14 protein-coding genes are annotated in these 16,345 nt (G+C 59.7%); 12 read left to right on the top strand and 2 right to left on the bottom strand.

What is annotated here, in order from left to right:
* Window positions 1-84: 84 nt before the first annotated feature.
* Together betT and epsC are read right to left on the bottom strand one after the other, a co-directional pair.
* On the bottom strand, window positions 85-2,079 hold the full coding sequence (gene betT, locus GVN17_RS13740; RefSeq protein WP_166595806.1) for a choline transporter BetT: 1,995 nt from the start codon (window positions 2,077-2,079) through the stop codon (window positions 85-87).
* Between the two features lie 293 nt (window positions 2,080-2,372).
* Window positions 2,373-3,335, bottom strand: a complete 963-nt coding sequence (gene epsC / locus GVN17_RS13745) for a serine O-acetyltransferase EpsC (RefSeq protein ID WP_166595807.1) — start codon at window positions 3,333-3,335, stop codon at window positions 2,373-2,375.
* 198 nt (window positions 3,336-3,533) lie between these two features.
* On the opposite strand from epsC, the gene GVN17_RS13750 reads away from it, so the two are divergent.
* The 12 genes from GVN17_RS13750 (at window position 3,534) to GVN17_RS13805 (ending at window position 16,272) form a co-directional block, all read left to right on the top strand.
* Window positions 3,534-4,535 (top strand): D-cysteine desulfhydrase, encoded by a 1,002-nt coding sequence (locus GVN17_RS13750; protein ID WP_166595808.1) that lies wholly within the window; start codon window positions 3,534-3,536, stop codon window positions 4,533-4,535.
* A 261-nt stretch (window positions 4,536-4,796) separates the two neighbouring features.
* Entirely contained in the window at window positions 4,797-5,594 is a 798-nt protein-coding gene (gene tcyJ / locus GVN17_RS13755) for a cystine ABC transporter substrate-binding protein (protein ID WP_166595809.1), read from the top strand.
* Window positions 5,591-6,259, top strand: coding sequence for a cystine ABC transporter permease (gene tcyL / locus GVN17_RS13760; RefSeq protein WP_166595810.1), 669 nt, complete (start codon window positions 5,591-5,593; stop codon window positions 6,257-6,259). Before tcyJ ends, tcyL begins: the two co-directional genes overlap by 4 nt.
* A gap of 3 nt (window positions 6,260-6,262) precedes the next feature.
* Window positions 6,263-7,006: an L-cystine ABC transporter ATP-binding protein TcyN gene (tcyN, locus tag GVN17_RS13765; protein ID WP_166595811.1), complete on the top strand. Its 744-nt coding sequence runs from the start codon at window positions 6,263-6,265 to the stop codon at window positions 7,004-7,006.
* Between the two features lie 564 nt (window positions 7,007-7,570).
* Entirely contained in the window at window positions 7,571-8,305 is a 735-nt protein-coding gene (locus tag GVN17_RS13770; protein ID WP_166595812.1) for a hypothetical protein, read from the top strand.
* 506 nt (window positions 8,306-8,811) lie between these two features.
* Window positions 8,812-10,053 carry an SfnB family sulfur acquisition oxidoreductase gene (locus GVN17_RS13775; protein ID WP_166595813.1) on the top strand — a complete coding sequence of 414 codons (1,242 nt, stop codon included), beginning with the start codon at window positions 8,812-8,814 and terminating at the stop codon, window positions 10,051-10,053.
* Window positions 10,054-10,076: 23 nt separating this feature from the next.
* Window positions 10,077-11,291: an SfnB family sulfur acquisition oxidoreductase gene (locus GVN17_RS13780; RefSeq protein WP_166595814.1), complete on the top strand. Its 1,215-nt coding sequence runs from the start codon at window positions 10,077-10,079 to the stop codon at window positions 11,289-11,291.
* A complete protein-coding gene (locus tag GVN17_RS13785) occupies window positions 11,291-12,676 on the top strand; it encodes an LLM class flavin-dependent oxidoreductase (protein ID WP_166595815.1) in 1,386 nt (461 codons plus the stop codon). The genes GVN17_RS13780 and GVN17_RS13785 overlap by 1 nt, the downstream gene beginning before the upstream one ends.
* Window positions 12,677-12,843: 167 nt before the next feature.
* Window positions 12,844-13,638 (top strand): MetQ/NlpA family ABC transporter substrate-binding protein, encoded by a 795-nt coding sequence (locus GVN17_RS13790; RefSeq protein WP_166595816.1) that lies wholly within the window; start codon window positions 12,844-12,846, stop codon window positions 13,636-13,638.
* 2 nt (window positions 13,639-13,640) lie between these two features.
* Entirely contained in the window at window positions 13,641-14,768 is a 1,128-nt protein-coding gene (locus GVN17_RS13795) for a methionine ABC transporter ATP-binding protein (RefSeq protein ID WP_166595817.1), read from the top strand.
* Complete coding sequence (locus GVN17_RS13800) at window positions 14,758-15,402, top strand: methionine ABC transporter permease (RefSeq protein WP_166595818.1); 645 nt, start codon at window positions 14,758-14,760, stop codon at window positions 15,400-15,402. Before GVN17_RS13795 ends, GVN17_RS13800 begins: the two co-directional genes overlap by 11 nt.
* 243 nt (window positions 15,403-15,645) lie before the next feature.
* Complete coding sequence (locus GVN17_RS13805) at window positions 15,646-16,272, top strand: bifunctional 2-polyprenyl-6-hydroxyphenol methylase/3-demethylubiquinol 3-O-methyltransferase UbiG (RefSeq protein ID WP_166595819.1); 627 nt, start codon at window positions 15,646-15,648, stop codon at window positions 16,270-16,272.
* Window positions 16,273-16,345: the final 73 nt, after the last annotated feature.

The following is a 16,345-nucleotide window of genomic DNA, read 5'->3' on the forward strand; positions in this document are numbered from 1 at the left end:
GCGTCAGGCGACACATGTGTATCGGCTATACGATTGCATCGCGAATGAATTCGCTCCTACAGAACTCATCAGGCGGACTTCGGGCTACCGCACCAAATGCAAAAACTGCATGTGCCGTTCGTACTGGTCGAGGATGTCGTTGATCACCTGCTCCTTGGTGTAGCCCACCAGGTCGTAGTCCTGACTGCCCTCGCTCAAATGCACTTCGGCGCGGTAGTAGCGGCGGTTGTTGAGCTGTTTCGATCCCATCCCCGCCCGGGCGAACGATGGCGTGAAATAGCCACGCATCGTCACCTGATAAATAAAAGGCCGTTCCTCACCATGGCCGATTTCCAGGCCGACAGTGTGATTTGCTGGATCGGGCTGAGTGATCACGCTCAGCCCCTTCTCGGCGAATACCTCCGTCACGTCCTGAATCGCCGGGCGCACGGTCTGGTCGAGGAACCGGTACACCTCGTCACGAGACGGAAAGTGCACGGCCTGACTCAAACGCTGGCGCCAGCCTCCACGCCTCGCACCCGACACAGGCGCCAGCGAATACAGCTGAGCGATCTGCCGTTGCGACTCCAGATGAAATGCCTTGTGCAGCCCCCACATCATGGTCAGCAAAATCAACGAGAACGGCAGCGAGGTCAGCACCACCGCCGATTTCAACGCATCGATGCTGCCCGAGAACAAGAGCCCGCTGGTGATCAGCGCTGTCATCACGCCCCAGAACACCCGCAGCCATTTCGGGCCGTCTTCGTCGGGACTGCCGCCTTTTGCAGACAGCGTCGACAACACGACCGTGCCCGAATCGGCCGAGGTGACGAAGAACACGAAGCTGATGAACACCGTGACGGCGATGACGGTTTTGCTCCACGGGTAGTTGTGCAGCATCAGGTAGAGGGTCATGGACGGGTCGTCGATGGCCGACTGTCCCAGCGCGGTCATGCCGTGGTTGAGCACCTGGTCGATGGCGCTGTTGCCGAAGATCGACATCCACGCGAGGGTGAACCCTAGCGGAATCAACAACACGCCAAAGACGAATTCGCGGATCGTGCGCCCCCTTGAAATGCGGGCGATGAACAGACCGACAAACGGCGACCACGCGATCCACCAGGCCCAATAGAACACGGTCCAGCCGCCGAGCCAGTTGTTGGGCGCGTCGTAGGCGTACACGTCGAAGCTTTTGGTGGGCAGCGCGCCGAGGTAGTCGCCGATGTTCTGCACCAGCGTATTGAGCAAATGCTGAGTCGGCCCCGCAAACAGCACGAACAGCAACAACGCGCAGGCGAGCAACATGTTGATGTCGGACATGACCCGCACGCCTTTGTCGACACCCGCCACCGCCACGAGAATTGCCGCGCCCATCATCAGCGTGATCAACCCGACCTGAATCCAGTGGGTATGGGCCACGCCGAACAGATAGTCCAGCCCCGAATTCAGGTGCAGCACGCCGAAGCCCATGTCGGCGCCGAGGCCGAAGACCGTGGCGATGATGCCGAAACCGTCCACCGCGTAGCCGATAGGGCCGTTAATGCGTTTGCCGATCAACGGGTACAGCGCCGAGCGCAGGGCCAGCGGCAGGTTGTGGCGATAGGCGAAATAGGCGAGCGCCATGCCGACAAAGGCGAAAACGCCCCAGCCATGCAGGCCCCAATGCAGAAACAGCAGCTGCATGGCCTGACGGGCCGATTCTGTAGTCCCGCCCTCGCCTTGTGGCGGTTGGAGCATGTGGGTCAAGGGTTCGGAGACGCAGAAAAAGAAGAGCGTGATGCTGATCCCCGCTGCGAACAACATGCCTGCCCAGGACAGGTAGCTGAACTCGGGTTCGTCGTGATCGGCGCCGAGTTTGATCTTGCCGTAGCCGGACAGCGCCGTGATCACCACGAACAGCAAATACAGGGTCATGGCCAGCATGTAATACCAGCCAACGGTATTGGCGGCCCAGTTCTGCGCGGCCAGGAGCCACTGGCCGGACGCCTCGGGGAAGCTGATGACGACCAGTCCGAAGATCAGAATGAAACTGGCGGCGAAGTAGAAAACGGGGGCATTCATGCGCGCCGGCGCGTTGCTTTGCGCGCTCGGGACACTCATGCGAATACCGCCGTGAGCGGGGTGAAAACGTTCGTCTGAAGCGGATACGGCAAGGGTAGGCCTCCTGTTGCAAGCGGGCAGCGAACCACCGGTTTAACTTGATTGAACGTTCAATTAAAACATGGATAGGGGTGAAAGGACCAATTGCAGGGACCGACAGGCACACATCAACCCCGCTTAAATGCTGACCTGCAGGAGTGAGCTTGCTCGCGATCGCGGTGGGTCAGACCCCATTAAGGTGACCATTCTGACGCCATCGCGAGCAAGCTCACTCCTACAGGGGCCGGGGATGATTACTTCTGCGTCCCGTCGTCGTGTTGCAGGCTCGCCTGATTCACGTTGCTGTCAGGCGCCACGCTGCGGGTGAGCCAGACGTTGCCGCCGATGGTCGAACCTTTGCCGATGGTGATACGGCCCAGAATGGTCGCACCCGCGTAAATCACCACGTCGTCTTCGACAATCGGGTGCCGCGCATGGCCTTTCTGCAGATGGCCATCTTCGTCCGCCGGGAAGCGCTTGGCGCCCAATGTGACGGCCTGATAGATGCGCACGCGCTCGCCGATGATGGCCGTCTCGCCAATGACCACGCCCGTGCCGTGATCGATGAAAAAACTCAGGCCGACCTGTGCGCCAGGGTGAATATCGATGCCCGTAGCCGAATGCGCCAACTCGGAACTGATCCGCGCCAGTAACGGCAAACCATTGTTATAGAGGTGATGCGCCAGACGATGATGGATCACCGCCAGAATGCCCGGATAGCACAGCAGCACTTCATCGACGCTGCGCGCCGCCGGGTCGCCCTGATAGGCCGCGAGCACATCGGTATCGAGCACGCGCCGAATGTTGGGCAAGGCACTGGCGAAATCCTGAATCAGGCGCTCGGCATGCACGTCAGCGCAGCTGGCATCTTCGCCTCGCTGGCGGGCGACGTAGCGCAATTCAAGACGTGCTTGATCCAGCAGCGAGTTGAGTGCCACGTCCAGGGTGTGGCCGACGTAAAAGTCTTCGCTCTCTTCGCGCAGGTCCACCGGCCCCAGGCGCATCGGAAACAGTGCGCCGCTCAACGCTTCAAGAATGTCGCGCATGGCCTCGCGGGAAGGCAGTTCGCGGCCGCCCTTCTCTCCGCTGACACGGCCATTGCGGGTGCGCCAGTCGTCACGCGCGGCGCGCAGCTCACCCACGATCCGCTGCAACTGCCAGTGGCCGGTCACCCCCTCCGCGCAGTCTTTCGGAGACAGTTCGGGAATAGTGCTCACGCAGATTTCTCCTCAGTTCAACGGCTCGTCAGGCTGGACATGGCCGAAAGTGGAACCACTCTACGGCGAGCGTTGCCGCAAAAAAATAACAATTTTCGTGAGGCTTTCATCCGCCGAGCGCAGGAAAGCATCAGGTTGCCCTGTGGGAAACGTCTGCCTATAGTCCAGCGACTCACTCGCGGATACCTCGACACGACCATGATCAAACAACAGCTCGACCGTTTTAATCGCCTGGACCTGCTGGGTGCTCCAACGCCGCTGGAGAAGCTGGAACGCCTGTCGGCCTGGGCCGGTCGCGACATATACGTGAAGCGCGACGACATCACACCGCTCGCCATGGGCGGTAACAAGCTGCGCAAGCTCGAATACCTCGCCGCCGACGCGTTGGCCCAAGGCGCTGACACCCTGATCACGGCGGGTGCCATCCAGTCGAACCACGTGCGCCAGACCGCCGCGCTGGCCGCCAAGCTGGGGCTGGGTTGCATCGCGCTGTTGGAAAATCCGATTGGCACCGAAGACAGCAATTACCTCGGCAACGGCAACCGTCTGCTGCTGGACCTGTTCGACGCCAAGGTCGAGTTGGTGGAAAACCTGGACAACGCGGACGAGCTTCTTCAGGCCTTGGCCGCTCGCCTCAGCAACAGCGGCAAAAAGCCGTACCTCGTGCCGATTGGCGGATCCAGCCCGGTGGGTGCGCTGGGTTATGTGCGGGCGGGCTTTGAACTGGCGGAACAGATCCATCAGACGGGACTGGAATTCGCCGCCGTTGTGCTGGCTTCTGGGAGTGCAGGCACCCACAGCGGCCTTGGTCTGGCGTTGGCAGAGGCCTTGCCGGATTTGCCGGTGATCGGCGTGACGGTTTCCCGCCCTGAGGAAACCCAGGCGCCGAAGGTACAAGGACTGGCCGAACGCACCGTCGAGCTGCTGGGCGAGGCATTGCCCTCAGCGTTCAAGGTCAACCTGTGGGATGAATACTACGGTCCGCGTTATGGCGAACCGAACGCTGGCACCCTCGCAGCGATCCGGTTGGTTGCCAGTCAGGAAGGGCTGCTGCTGGACCCGGTGTACACCGGCAAGGCAATGGCCGGCTTGCTGGACGGCATCGGTCGGCAGCGTCTGGACGACGGCCCGGTCATCTTCCTGCACACCGGCGGCGGACCTGCCTTGTTTGCGTATCCAGGTGTTTTCTCCGCCCAATAATGCGGCCTCTTGCAGCCTCCAGGTCCGCTTGATGACCTGTGGGAGAAGCCGGATTGCTACAGGGCTCGATCATATGCATTTATCGACTAAGTGAACGATTTTTAATTATTTTTAAAACTAAACAACTGCTTTTATCATCGGTGCAACCCGCTCCTACAAAATCCGGCAGACCTCTGAAAAAGCTGGATAAAGCGGCGATGTCACAGTAGTTTCGTCAGGTCTGAATCGCACCTGACATTCCAATTAAAACAGGGGACTCACATGAACATGTCTGCAATTCGCCGCACTTTCTTGCTGTCGGCCTTCAGCCTGGTGCTGGGCACTGGCCTGGTGACTCACGCCGTCGCAGGTGAACAGCTGGACGCCATCAAAAAGAACGGCACCCTCAACGTCGGCCTTGAAGGCACTTATCCACCGTTCAGCTTCGTGGGCGAAGACGGCAAGCTGACCGGTTTCGAGGTGGAGTTCTCTGAAGCGCTGGCCAAGGAACTGGGCGTCAAGGTCAAGCTGACCGCCACCCCATGGGCGGGCATCCTGGCGGCACTGGAGTCCAAGCGTCTGGACGTGGTGATCAACCAGGTGACCATCTCCGACGAGCGCAAGAAAAAATACGACTTCTCTGAGCCGTACACCGTCTCCGGTATCCAGGCCCTGGTGCAAACCAAGGACGCTGGCGTGATCAAGACCGCCGCCGACCTGAAAGGCAAAAAAGTCGGTGTTGGCCTGGGCACCAACTACGAAGAATGGCTGAAAACCAACGTGCCTGATGCCATCGTCAAAACCTACGACGATGATCCGACCAAATATCAGGACCTGCGCGTAGGCCGTATCGACGCCATTCTGGTCGACCGCCTCGCGGCACTGGAGCTGGTCGCGAAAACCAAGGACAAACTGGCCGTTTCCGGCGAAGCGTTCTCCCGTCAGGAAGCGGGTATCGCACTGCGCAAAGGCGAGCCTGAATTGCTGGCCGCGATCAACAAGGCCATCGACAAGCTGCGCGCTGACGGTACCCTCGCCAAGCTGTCGCAGAAATACTTCAAGGCTGACGTGACCAAATGATTCCAGAGAGCCTACAGCTCGCGCTGGACTCCGCGCCCTTTCTGCTCAAGGGTGCGTATTACACGGTGGGTCTGAGTCTCGGATCGATGTTTTTCGGGTTGGTGCTGGGCTTCGGCCTGGCACTGATGCGTTTGTCGAAAGTCTGGCTCATCAGCGCCATCGCCAGGGTGTACGTGTCGTTCTTTCGCGGCACGCCCCTGCTGGTTCAGCTCTTCATGATTTATTACGGCCTGCCGGATCTGGGCATCGAACTCGATGCGATCACGGCAGCGCTCATCGGTTTGTCATTGAACATGGCGGCTTACGCCTGTGAAATCCTGCGTGCCGCCATCGGTGCGGTGGATCGGGGTCAGTGGGAAGCCGCCGCCAGCATCGGCATGACCCGCGCTCAGGCCATGCGTCGGGCGATTCTGCCGCAAGCTGCGCGAACCGCATTACCACCGCTGGGCAACAGTTTTATCTCGCTGGTAAAGGACACGGCCATGGCCGCCACCATTCAGGTGCCGGAAGTGTTCCGTCAGGCGCAGCTGATTTCGTCGAGGACCCTGGAAGTCTTCACCATGTATTTCACCGTCGCGGTGATTTACTGGGTCCTGTGCACCGTGCTCGCGCACTTCCAGAACCGTCTGGAAGCCCGGGCCAACCGCCACGACGTGGAGTCCTGAGCCATGATCACCGTTGAAAAACTGACCAAGGAATTCAAGGGCAATCAGGTCCTCAAGGGCATCGATCTCAAAGTCGAGCCGGGCGAAGTGGTGGCCATCATCGGCCCCAGCGGCTCAGGCAAGACGACGTTTCTGCGTTGCCTGAACTTCCTCGAAGAACCCACCAGCGGCACGATCGTCGTGGGCGACATCAAGATCGATGGCAGCCGACCGCTGACCCAGCAGGCGGGGTTGATCCGGCAACTGCGCCAGCATGTCGGTTTCGTGTTCCAGAACTTCAACCTGTTCCCTCATCGCACGGCGCTGGAAAACGTCATCGAAGGCCCGACCGTGGTCAAGAAGATGCAACGTGCCCAAGCCATCGAATTGGGGCGCTCGCTGTTGGCCAAGGTTGGCTTGGCGGGCAAGGAAGACGCCTACCCGCGTCGTCTGTCCGGTGGCCAGCAACAGCGCGTGGCCATTGCCAGGGCCTTGGCGATGGAGCCGGAAGTCATTCTCTTCGATGAACCGACCTCTGCGCTGGACCCGGAGCTGGTGGGCGAGGTGTTGAGCGCCATCCGCGCCCTGGCCGAAGAAAAACGCACGATGGTCATCGTCACCCACGAAATGAAATTCGCCCGTGACGTGGCCAATCGCGTGGTGTTCATCGACAAAGGCGTAATTGTCGAACAGGGCGACGCAAAGGAACTGTTCGCCAACCCTAAAGAAGAACGCACTCGGCAGTTTCTGGAGCGCAGCAGGAATTAGTCCTACAACGCTTGCAGTATCGAACGGCGCCCTTGGGCGCCGTTTTCTTTGGGTCCAACATTTGGAAAAGTTTGGACCAAGCGAACATCCCCAATATTTTTCCGTACCTTCGCGCGCTTTCCATCAGCTTATCCAATGTTTCGTTCAACAATTGGCTTCACTTCTTATAACGTCGATTGACTTCCTGACATCCTACAAATAAAGCCGGCTCTCTCTGTGGTCTCACTCGTCTTTATCGCGATAAACACGCTACCCAATTCATGTAAGGCATCATGCCGGTTCCCCGCCCCTACCCTTTGATACTTTGTAGGAAGGGTCTGTTTAATTGACACAAACGCCGTTAAGCCTCCTGAGCCATTGACAGATATGCAGTAACACAATTAGCTCGAATCGAAAACTAACTATCGCCTTGAAAAATTAGCAAGCTGGTATTTGGCACTATTTGTATGGTTTGCCAACACTGCGCATCGAGCGTGTACTAACGACATCGTTTCCAGAGAGGGCTTGCATCGAGAAAAACCGGTGCATGCTTTGTTCAAGTCCATCATTCAGTGAGAACCCAAAATGATTTACACCCCCATCAGCTGTATGCCTCTCAAGCTCTTCGCCCCTTATTTACCGCAGTTGAACAAACAAGGAATAGGTGCCTTGGCCGCAAGCGATTTGCGGGTGAGTATCGATCCTTATCCAGAAATGGAGAGCGGTGACTTGATCGAACTGTTCTGGGGAGACTGTTATGTTGCGTCAACACTTTTATCTGAGTCCGACATCGGATACACAACAGTCCTACATATTCCTGAGAGTTTCCTACAAAGCGGGAAGGTTAAAACCTACTATCGCGTCACGAAGATAGGCAGCGAATCGGTGCGATCACCAAGTTGCAAGGTGTGGGTCAAACTGGAGATTCCCGGCGGTCATTTGGTCAGTACCAACGGTGAAGAAAATCAAGGCCTGGCACCCGTCATGTTTGACGAAGCGGTCATGCGTCACGGACTGAGCGCCGAACAATGGGTGAACGGCGTGCACATTTCAATCGAGTGCTACCCACACATGGAGGTCTACGACGAAATCACCCTGCGTTGGGGTGATATCCGGATGGACCTTCCGGCACTGACCGAAGAACAAGTCGGGCAGGACATCGACGTTCATGTGCCTGCCACACTGATTCAGGAAGCCGGGGATGACTCACATCAGGAAGTCACTTACTGCGTCATTGACCGTGTCGGCAACAACTCACGATGGGCGCCTGTACGATCCATCCGGGTCAGCACCGGCGAGGCTCCAATGTCGAAGGGGTAAGACACGCTTGTCACTCAACGCTCCGTCGCGGTTTCGGCCCCTGCCGCGACGGCCCTCCAGAATGGCGGCCCGACTGAAATGTGAGCCGGTCTGCAACTTCAGGCCTCTTGCGAAAAGTCCGACAGCTCGGAATAACCCTTCCTACAAACCCCGCCCGGGACGCCCCGCTGCTCGCTGCTAGCCTCGTGGAAACCCTTTACGAGACGTTCGCCATGCACTGCAAACATATCGTCAAGTACTTCACGCTGCTTCTGGTCTTCAATTCCTGCCTCGTCTGGACCGACCCGCTGACGAGCAGCCCGCAGGCCCTCTTCGCCTTCTATGCTTATTCCTAAATGCAAGTTTATTTAATTTTTATACACGCTTAGGGTATATGCACCGGACCACCGGACCATCGCTAGTTTTCCTGCCGCCCTTGCGGTCTTGAATCGAGGTTCCAATGGTCACGTACACAATTACCCCAGTGCATAACGCCAGGGCATTGCGCGGAAGGATGGGTCGCCACCATGACTGATCTGAACGCACTTTCTGTCCAGCATCCCCTGGACATCGCTCCCCCTCTGCTGCCTGCCAAGGTGCTGCGCAACGACGCCGAAGCGATCGCCGCCGCCCATGAACTCGCGGCATTCGTCCGCCCCACTGCTGCCCTTCGTGATCGCGAACGTCAGTTGCCGTGGGCTGAAATCGAGCAGTTCACCCGCCGTGGCCTCGGCAGCATTGCCGTGCCCCGTGCGTATGGCGGCCCGCAAGTGTCGTTCGCGACGGTGGCGCAGGTGTTTGCCATCCTGTCCGCCGCCGATCCCGCTGTGGGACAGATTCCGCAGAACCATTTCGGCATTCTCAATTCTCTGGTCGGCAGCGCCACGGACGCACAGAAGAAAGTGCTGTTCGACAGCATTTTGAACGGCGCGCGCATCGGCAATGGCGGCCCGGAACGCGGGACCAAAAACACCCTCGACGTGAAAACGTGCCTGACCGCCGACGGTGATCAATTTTTGCTCAATGGTCGCAAGTTCTATTCGACCGGCGCGCTGTTCGCCCATTGGGTCGCGGTCAAAGCGATAAACGACGACGGCAAGCAGGTGCTGGTGTTCGTGCCCCGTGGCACGCCAGGCCTGCACATCATCGACGACTGGTCCGGCTTCGGACAGCGCACCACTGCCAGCGGCAGCGTGTTGCTGGACAACGTGCGAGTCAGCGGCGATCTGGTCATCGAAAACTGGAAGCTGGCCCTCGCGCCGAGCATTCAGGGCGCGGTGTCTCAACTGATTCAAGCTGCCATCGACGCTGGCATCGCCCGAGAAGCCATCGACGAGAGCATCCGTTTCGTGCGTGAACGTTCGCGTCCGTGGATCGAGGCCAATGTAGAACGCGCCAGCGATGACCCGTATGTGATTGCCGACATCGGCAAACTGAAGCTGGAACTTCACGCCGCCGAAGCGCTGCTGAACAAGGCCGGTCGTGTGCTCGATGAAATTGCGGCGGCGCCCATCGACGCGCAATCCGCGGCCCGCGCCTCCATCGTGGTCGCCGAAGCCAAGGTGTTGACCACCGAAATCGCCCTTCAGGCCAGCGAGAAGCTGTTCGAACTTTCCGGCAGCCGCGCCACCCTGGCCGAATTCAACCTCGACCGGCACTGGCGTAACGCCCGCGTGCACACCTTGCACGATCCCGTGCGCTGGAAAGTCCACGCCGTCGGCGCCTGGAACCTCAACGGCACCCTGCCTGCCCGCCATTCCTGGATCTGAACCAGACAACTGGAAGCATACATATGAGTCTTCAATCCTTGCCGCATGATACGCAGGCGGTGACCGCGATCATCAAAGATGACGCCCAGGCACTGGCAGTCGCCCATTCGCTGGCTGAACGTTTTAAACAAGAGAGTGCTGTACGCGACCGCGAACGCCGCCTGCCCCACGCGGAACTCGAACAGTTCTCCCGCTCGGGCCTGTGGGGCATCAGCGTACCCAAAGCCTTCGGTGGCGCGGGCGTTTCGTACGTCACGCTGGCTGAAGTCATTCGCATCATCTCGACGGCCGACGGCTCGCTGGGCCAGATTCCGCAAAACCATTTTTACGCCCTCGAAGTGCTGCGCGTGAACGGCAGCCCTGAGCAGCAAAAGCGGCTGTATGCCGAAGTGCTCGCTGGTCAGCGCTTTGGCAATGCGCTGGCGGAACTCGGCACCCGTATCGCCCATGACCGGACCACGCGTCTGAGCCGCGACGGCAAAGGTTGGCGCATCAACGGCCGAAAGTTCTACTCCACCGGCGCGATTTACGCCCAGCGCATTCCAACGTCGGTGATCGATGACGAGGGCATTCAGCAGCTCGCATTCGTTCCCGCCGACACTGAGGGGCTGACCGTCATCGACGACTGGAGCGGCTTTGGTCAGCGCACCACGGGCAGCGGCTCGGTGGTGTTCGACAACGTTTACGTCAGCGATGAAGACGTGGTGCCGTTCCAGACCGCCTTCGAACGCCCGACCACTGTCGGCCCGCTGGCGCAGATTCTTCACGCCGCCATCGACACGGGGATCGCTCGCGCAGCCTATGAAGACGCCTTGCATTTCGTGCGGACCCGCACCCGTCCGTGGATCGATTCCGGCATTGAAAAAGCCGTGGATGACCCATTGACGCTGCACAGCTTCGGCAAGCTCGGCATTCGCCTGCACGCCGCTGAAGCCTTGCTCGAACGCTCCGGTGAATTTCTGGATCGCGCCCGGGCCGACAGCAGCGCGCAGAACGTCGCGCAAGCTTCGATTGCCGTGGCCGAAGCCCGCGCCATCAGCACCGAGATTTCGCTTGCTGCTGGCAGCACGTTGTTCGAACTGGCCGGTTCTCAATCGACGCTGGCCGAGCATGGCCTCGATCGTCACTGGCGCAACGCACGGGTTCACACGCTGCATGACCCGGTGCGCTGGAAGTACCACGCCATCGGCAACTTTTACCTGAACGACGTCAACCCGCCGCGCCGGGGGACGATCTGATGAGCAAGAAAAAGATCCTGCTCAACGCGTTCAACATGAACTGCATCGGGCACATCAACCACGGTTTCTGGACGCACCCACGGGACACGTCGACCCAATACAAGACCATCGAGTACTGGACGAATCTGGCGCAGTTGCTGGAACGCGGGCTGTTCGACGGGCTGTTTATCGCCGACATCGTCGGTGTGTACGACGTGTACCAGAAGTCCATTGATGTCCCGCTGAAAGAATCGATTCAACTGCCAGTCAACGACCCGCTGCTGCTGGTGTCGGCCATGGCAGCGGTGACGAAAAACCTCGGTTTCGGCCTGACCGCCAACCTGACGTACGAAGCGCCGTATCTCTTCGCGCGTCGCATGTCCACGCTCGACCACCTGACCCGAGGCCGCGTCGGCTGGAACATCGTCACCGGTTATCTGGACAGCGCGGCCAAGGCCATGGGCCTGAGCGAGCAGATCGAACACGACCGCCGTTATGACCAGGCCGACGAATACATGGAGGTGTTGTACAAGCTCTGGGAAGGCAGTTGGGAGGACGACGCGGTCATCGAAGACCGTGAAGCGCGGGTCTACGCGCAGCCGGAAAAAGTCCACTACGTACGGCATCACGGCGAGTTTTATCAGGTCGAGGGTTACCACCTTTGCGAGCCGTCACCACAGCGCACGCCGGTACTGTTTCAGGCAGGCAGCTCGGATCGCGGCCTGCAGTTTGCGGGCAGCAACGCCGAGTGCGTATTCATCAGCGGCCAGAACAAACCGACGACTCGCGAGCAGGTGGATAAAGTGCGCGCCAGCGCCGTGGCGGCCGGTCGCAACCCGGACGACATCAAGATTTTCATGGGCCTGAACGTCATCGTCGGTGCGACGGAAGAGGCTGCCCGCGCCAAGCATGCCGAATACCTCAAGTACGCCAGCCCGGAAGCGGGGCTCGCGCATTTCTCGGCCTCGACCGGCATTGATTTCGCCGATTACGAACTGGATGAGCCGATCCAGCACGTGAAGAGCAACGCGATTCAATCGGCGACCAAAATTCTCAAGAACAATGATTGGACCCGGCAAAAACTGCTGGATCAGCACGCGCTGGGCGGGCGTTACATCAACGTTATCGGTTCGCCCGAGCAGGTGGCGGACGAGCTGGAATCCTGGATCGCCGAGACCGGCCTCGACGGCTTCAACCTGACGCGCATCGTCACCCCGGAGAGCTATGAGGACTTCATCGATCTGGTGATTCCCGAGCTGCAACGGCGCGGTTCGTACAAGACCGCTTACGAGCACGGGACCCTGCGCGAAAAGCTGTTTGCCGACGGGGATGCGCGGTTGCCTGAGAGGCATGCGGGGGCGGGATACAGAGCAGCAAACACGCTCGATAAGGCGACACCGACTTAACGACGAACGATGCCCCAACTGTGGGAGCGAATTCATTCTGGGCGGTACAGCCGATGGAGATTCGTCGCTTGAACACCCGCATCGCGAATGAATTCGCTCCTACAGGAGGCCTGCGTCAATCCAAATAATTCACACCAGACCACTGACACCGAACCGGACACAACACCATGACAAAAACCCTGCTCACCCTGGCCCTTTCCCTCGGGCTGTTCACCGGCTTCACTCAAGCGGCCGACGAGCCGCTTAAAGTCGGCACCACCGCCGCGTTCGCCATTCCTTTGGAAACGGCTGTCGCCGAAGCCGAGAAGGAAGGCCTGAAAGTCGAGCTGGTGGAATTCACCGACTGGATCGCGCCGAACGTCAGCCTCAATGCGGGCGACATCGACGTGAATTACTTCCAGCACATCCCGTTCCTGGAAAATGCCAAAGCCGCGTCGGGCTTCGACCTGGTGCCGTACGCACCGGGGATCATCAACAACGTCGGCCTGTACTCGAAGAAATACAAAAGCTTCGATGAACTGCCGACTGGCGCCAGCGTGGCGATCGCCAACGACCCGATCAACGGCGGACGCGGCCTGCAACTGCTGGCCAAGGCCGGTCTGCTGACCCTCAAGCCAGGCGTGGGCTACAAGGCCACTGAAGACGACATCCTCACCAACCCGAAGAAGATCAAGCTGATCCAGGTCGAAGCCGTGCAACTGGTCCGCGCCTATGACGACGCCGATCTGGTGCAGGGCTACCCGGCCTACATTCGTTCGGCAAAGAGCTTCGATGCCACCTCGGCGATTCTGTTCGACGGCCTCGATCACCCGGAATACGTGATTCAGTTTGTGATCAAGCCGGACCACAAGGACGACCCGCGTCTGGCCAAGTTCATCGACATTTATCAACACTCCCCTGTCGTCCGCGCCGCGCTGGATAAAGCCAACGGCACGCTCTATCAACCTGGCTGGAAGAACTGACCATGAGCGCCACTGTGCAACGCTCCCTGCCACTGGAAGAGCTCACGCCGCATTCCGCCGCACAGGCGCGTCTGCACCCGGAAAAAGCCAACGCCCACGTGCGCTTCAGCCAGTTGGGCAAGGTGTATGAAGGGCAGCAGGGGCCGGTCGCGGCCCTGCAAGGCATCGACCTGGATATCCAGCGCGGCGAGGTGTTCGGCATCATCGGGCGCAGCGGCGCGGGCAAGTCGTCGCTGATCCGCACCATCAACCGGCTGGAACAGCCGAGCAGTGGTCGGGTGTTGATCGATCAGATCGACATTGCGGCCTTCAACGAAGACAAGCTGGTGGAACTGCGCCGACGGATCGGCATGATCTTTCAGCACTTCAACCTGATGTCGGCCAAGACCGTCTGGAAGAACGTCGAGCTGCCGCTGAAAGTGGCGGGCGTTCCCAAAGAGCAGCGTCAGCGCAAGGTCGCCGAATTGCTGGAACTGGTAGGCCTGCAAGACAAGCACAACGCCTATCCGGCGCAGTTATCCGGCGGCCAGAAACAGCGCGTCGGGATCGCCCGCGCGCTGGTTCATGACCCGGAAATTCTGCTGTGCGACGAAGCCACCTCGGCGCTCGATCCGGAAACCACGCAATCGATCCTCGGCCTGTTGCGCGAGATCAATCAGCGGCTAGGGCTGACGATCATTCTCATCACCCACGAAATGGCCGTGATCCGGGAAATCTGCGACCGCGTCGTGGTCCTGGAAAAAGGCCAGATCGTCGAGCAAGGCCCGGTGTGGCAGGTGTTCGGCGATCCACAACACGAGGTGAGCAAAACCCTGCTGGCGCCGCTGCAACATGCGCTGCCCGACGATCTACAGGCCCGTCTGCAGCCTCAGCCGGCAGACGAAAATGCCAGTGTGGTGCTGGATCTGCAATTCACCGGCAGCCACGGCAGCGAACCGGACTTGTCGTCGCTGTTCAGTGCGTTTGGCGGTCGCGTCAGCCTGTTGCACGGCGGCGTCGAGCGCATTCAGGGACGTGCGCTGGGGCATTTGCTGCTCGCCATCAGCCACTCGCCGTTGTCTGTCGAAGAACTGCTCATCCGCGCCCGCAAACAGGCGCAACACGCAAAGGTACTGGGTTATGTGGTTTGAACGCTTGTGGCAAGGCACGCTCGACACGTTTCTCATGGTCGGCGTCTCTTCACTGATTGCGCTGCTGCTGGGTGTTCCGCTGGCGGTGATTCTGGTCACCAGCGGCAAAGGCGGGATCTTCGAAGCGCCGAACGTGAATCGCGTGCTGGGCGCGTTCGTGAACATCTTTCGCTCGGTGCCGTTCCTGATTCTGATGGTCGCGCTGATCCCTTTCACGCGCCTGATCGTCGGCACGACCTATGGCGTGTGGGCCGCCGTCGTGCCGTTGACCATCGCCGCCACACCGTTCTTCGCCCGTATCGCGGAAGTCAGCCTGCGCGAAGTCGACCACGGCCTGATCGAAGCGGCCCAGGCCATGGGCTGCCGCCGCTGGCACATCGTCTGGCACGTCCTGCTACCGGAATCCCTGCCGGGGATCGTTGGCGGCTTCACCATCACCCTCGTCACCATGATCAACTCCTCGGCCATGGCCGGCGCAATTGGCGCAGGCGGCCTCGGCGACATCGCCTACCGCTACGGGTATCAGCGGTTCGATACGCAAGTGATGCTGACCGTGATCGTGCTGCTGGTGGTGTTGGTGGCGGTGATTCAACTGGGCGGGGATCGGTTGGCGTTGCGGTTGAATAAACGGTGATTTGATCCGGGGGGTGGTCCTCAACTAAAGCAGAACGGCTTGTCGGGGGCTGCGGTATCGATGAAATCATCGTCCTGGCACGCCCCCTCCTGTAGGAGTGAGCTTGCTCGCGATCGCGGAGGTTCAGATACGTCGTTTGCGATTGATACACCCTCATCGCGAGCAAGCTCACTCCTACAGATTTGCGTCGTCTACGGCGAGCAAGGGTATATTGCCCACTCCCTCCGCTCAGAATCCGCCCCCATGAAACTCGACCCGCAGGACCTCGCTCAGATCACCGCCACCACGCTGGGCAATTACAACGATGTGGCGGAGGGCTTTCGTGAGGGCACGCGGGATCATGATGTCAGCCAGAACATCGACGCGTTATTGCGCAATATCCGGGGCGTTGCGCCGTTTCAGATTCTCGATTTTGGCTGCGGGCCGGGGCGGGATTTGCGCACGTTTACCGCCTTGGGTCACGTAGCGACCGGGCTGGACGGCTCGGAGCGTTTTGCCGACATGGCCCGTGCCGACAGTGGCTGTGAAGTCTTCCACCAGAACTTTCTCGCATTGGACCTGCCTGCCGAGCGCTTCGACGGCATTTTCGCCAACGCGTCACTCTTTCATGTTCCCCGTCAGGAATTGCCGCGTGTCTTGGGCGAGCTGCGCAATGCGTTGAAGCCGGGTGGCGTGCTGTTCAGCTCCAACCCTCGGGGCAACAATCAGGAAGGCTGGAAGGGCGAGCGGTATGGCTCGTTCCATGACCTGGAATCCTGGAGCGCGCTGCTGACCGAAGCGGGGTTCGTAGAGGTCGAGCATTATTACCGGCCGGAAGGGCTGCCGAGGGAGCAGCAGCCTTGGTTGGCGAGTGTGTGGCGTAGGGTTTGAAGCACCACCGATCTCACGGCAAATGACAGACCTGTGGGAGCGAATTCATTCGCGAATAGGCAGTACAGTCGAT

Source organism: Pseudomonas sp. SLFW (genome assembly GCF_009905615.1).
Classification (GTDB): Bacteria; Pseudomonadota; Gammaproteobacteria; order Pseudomonadales; family Pseudomonadaceae; genus Aquipseudomonas; species Aquipseudomonas bambusae.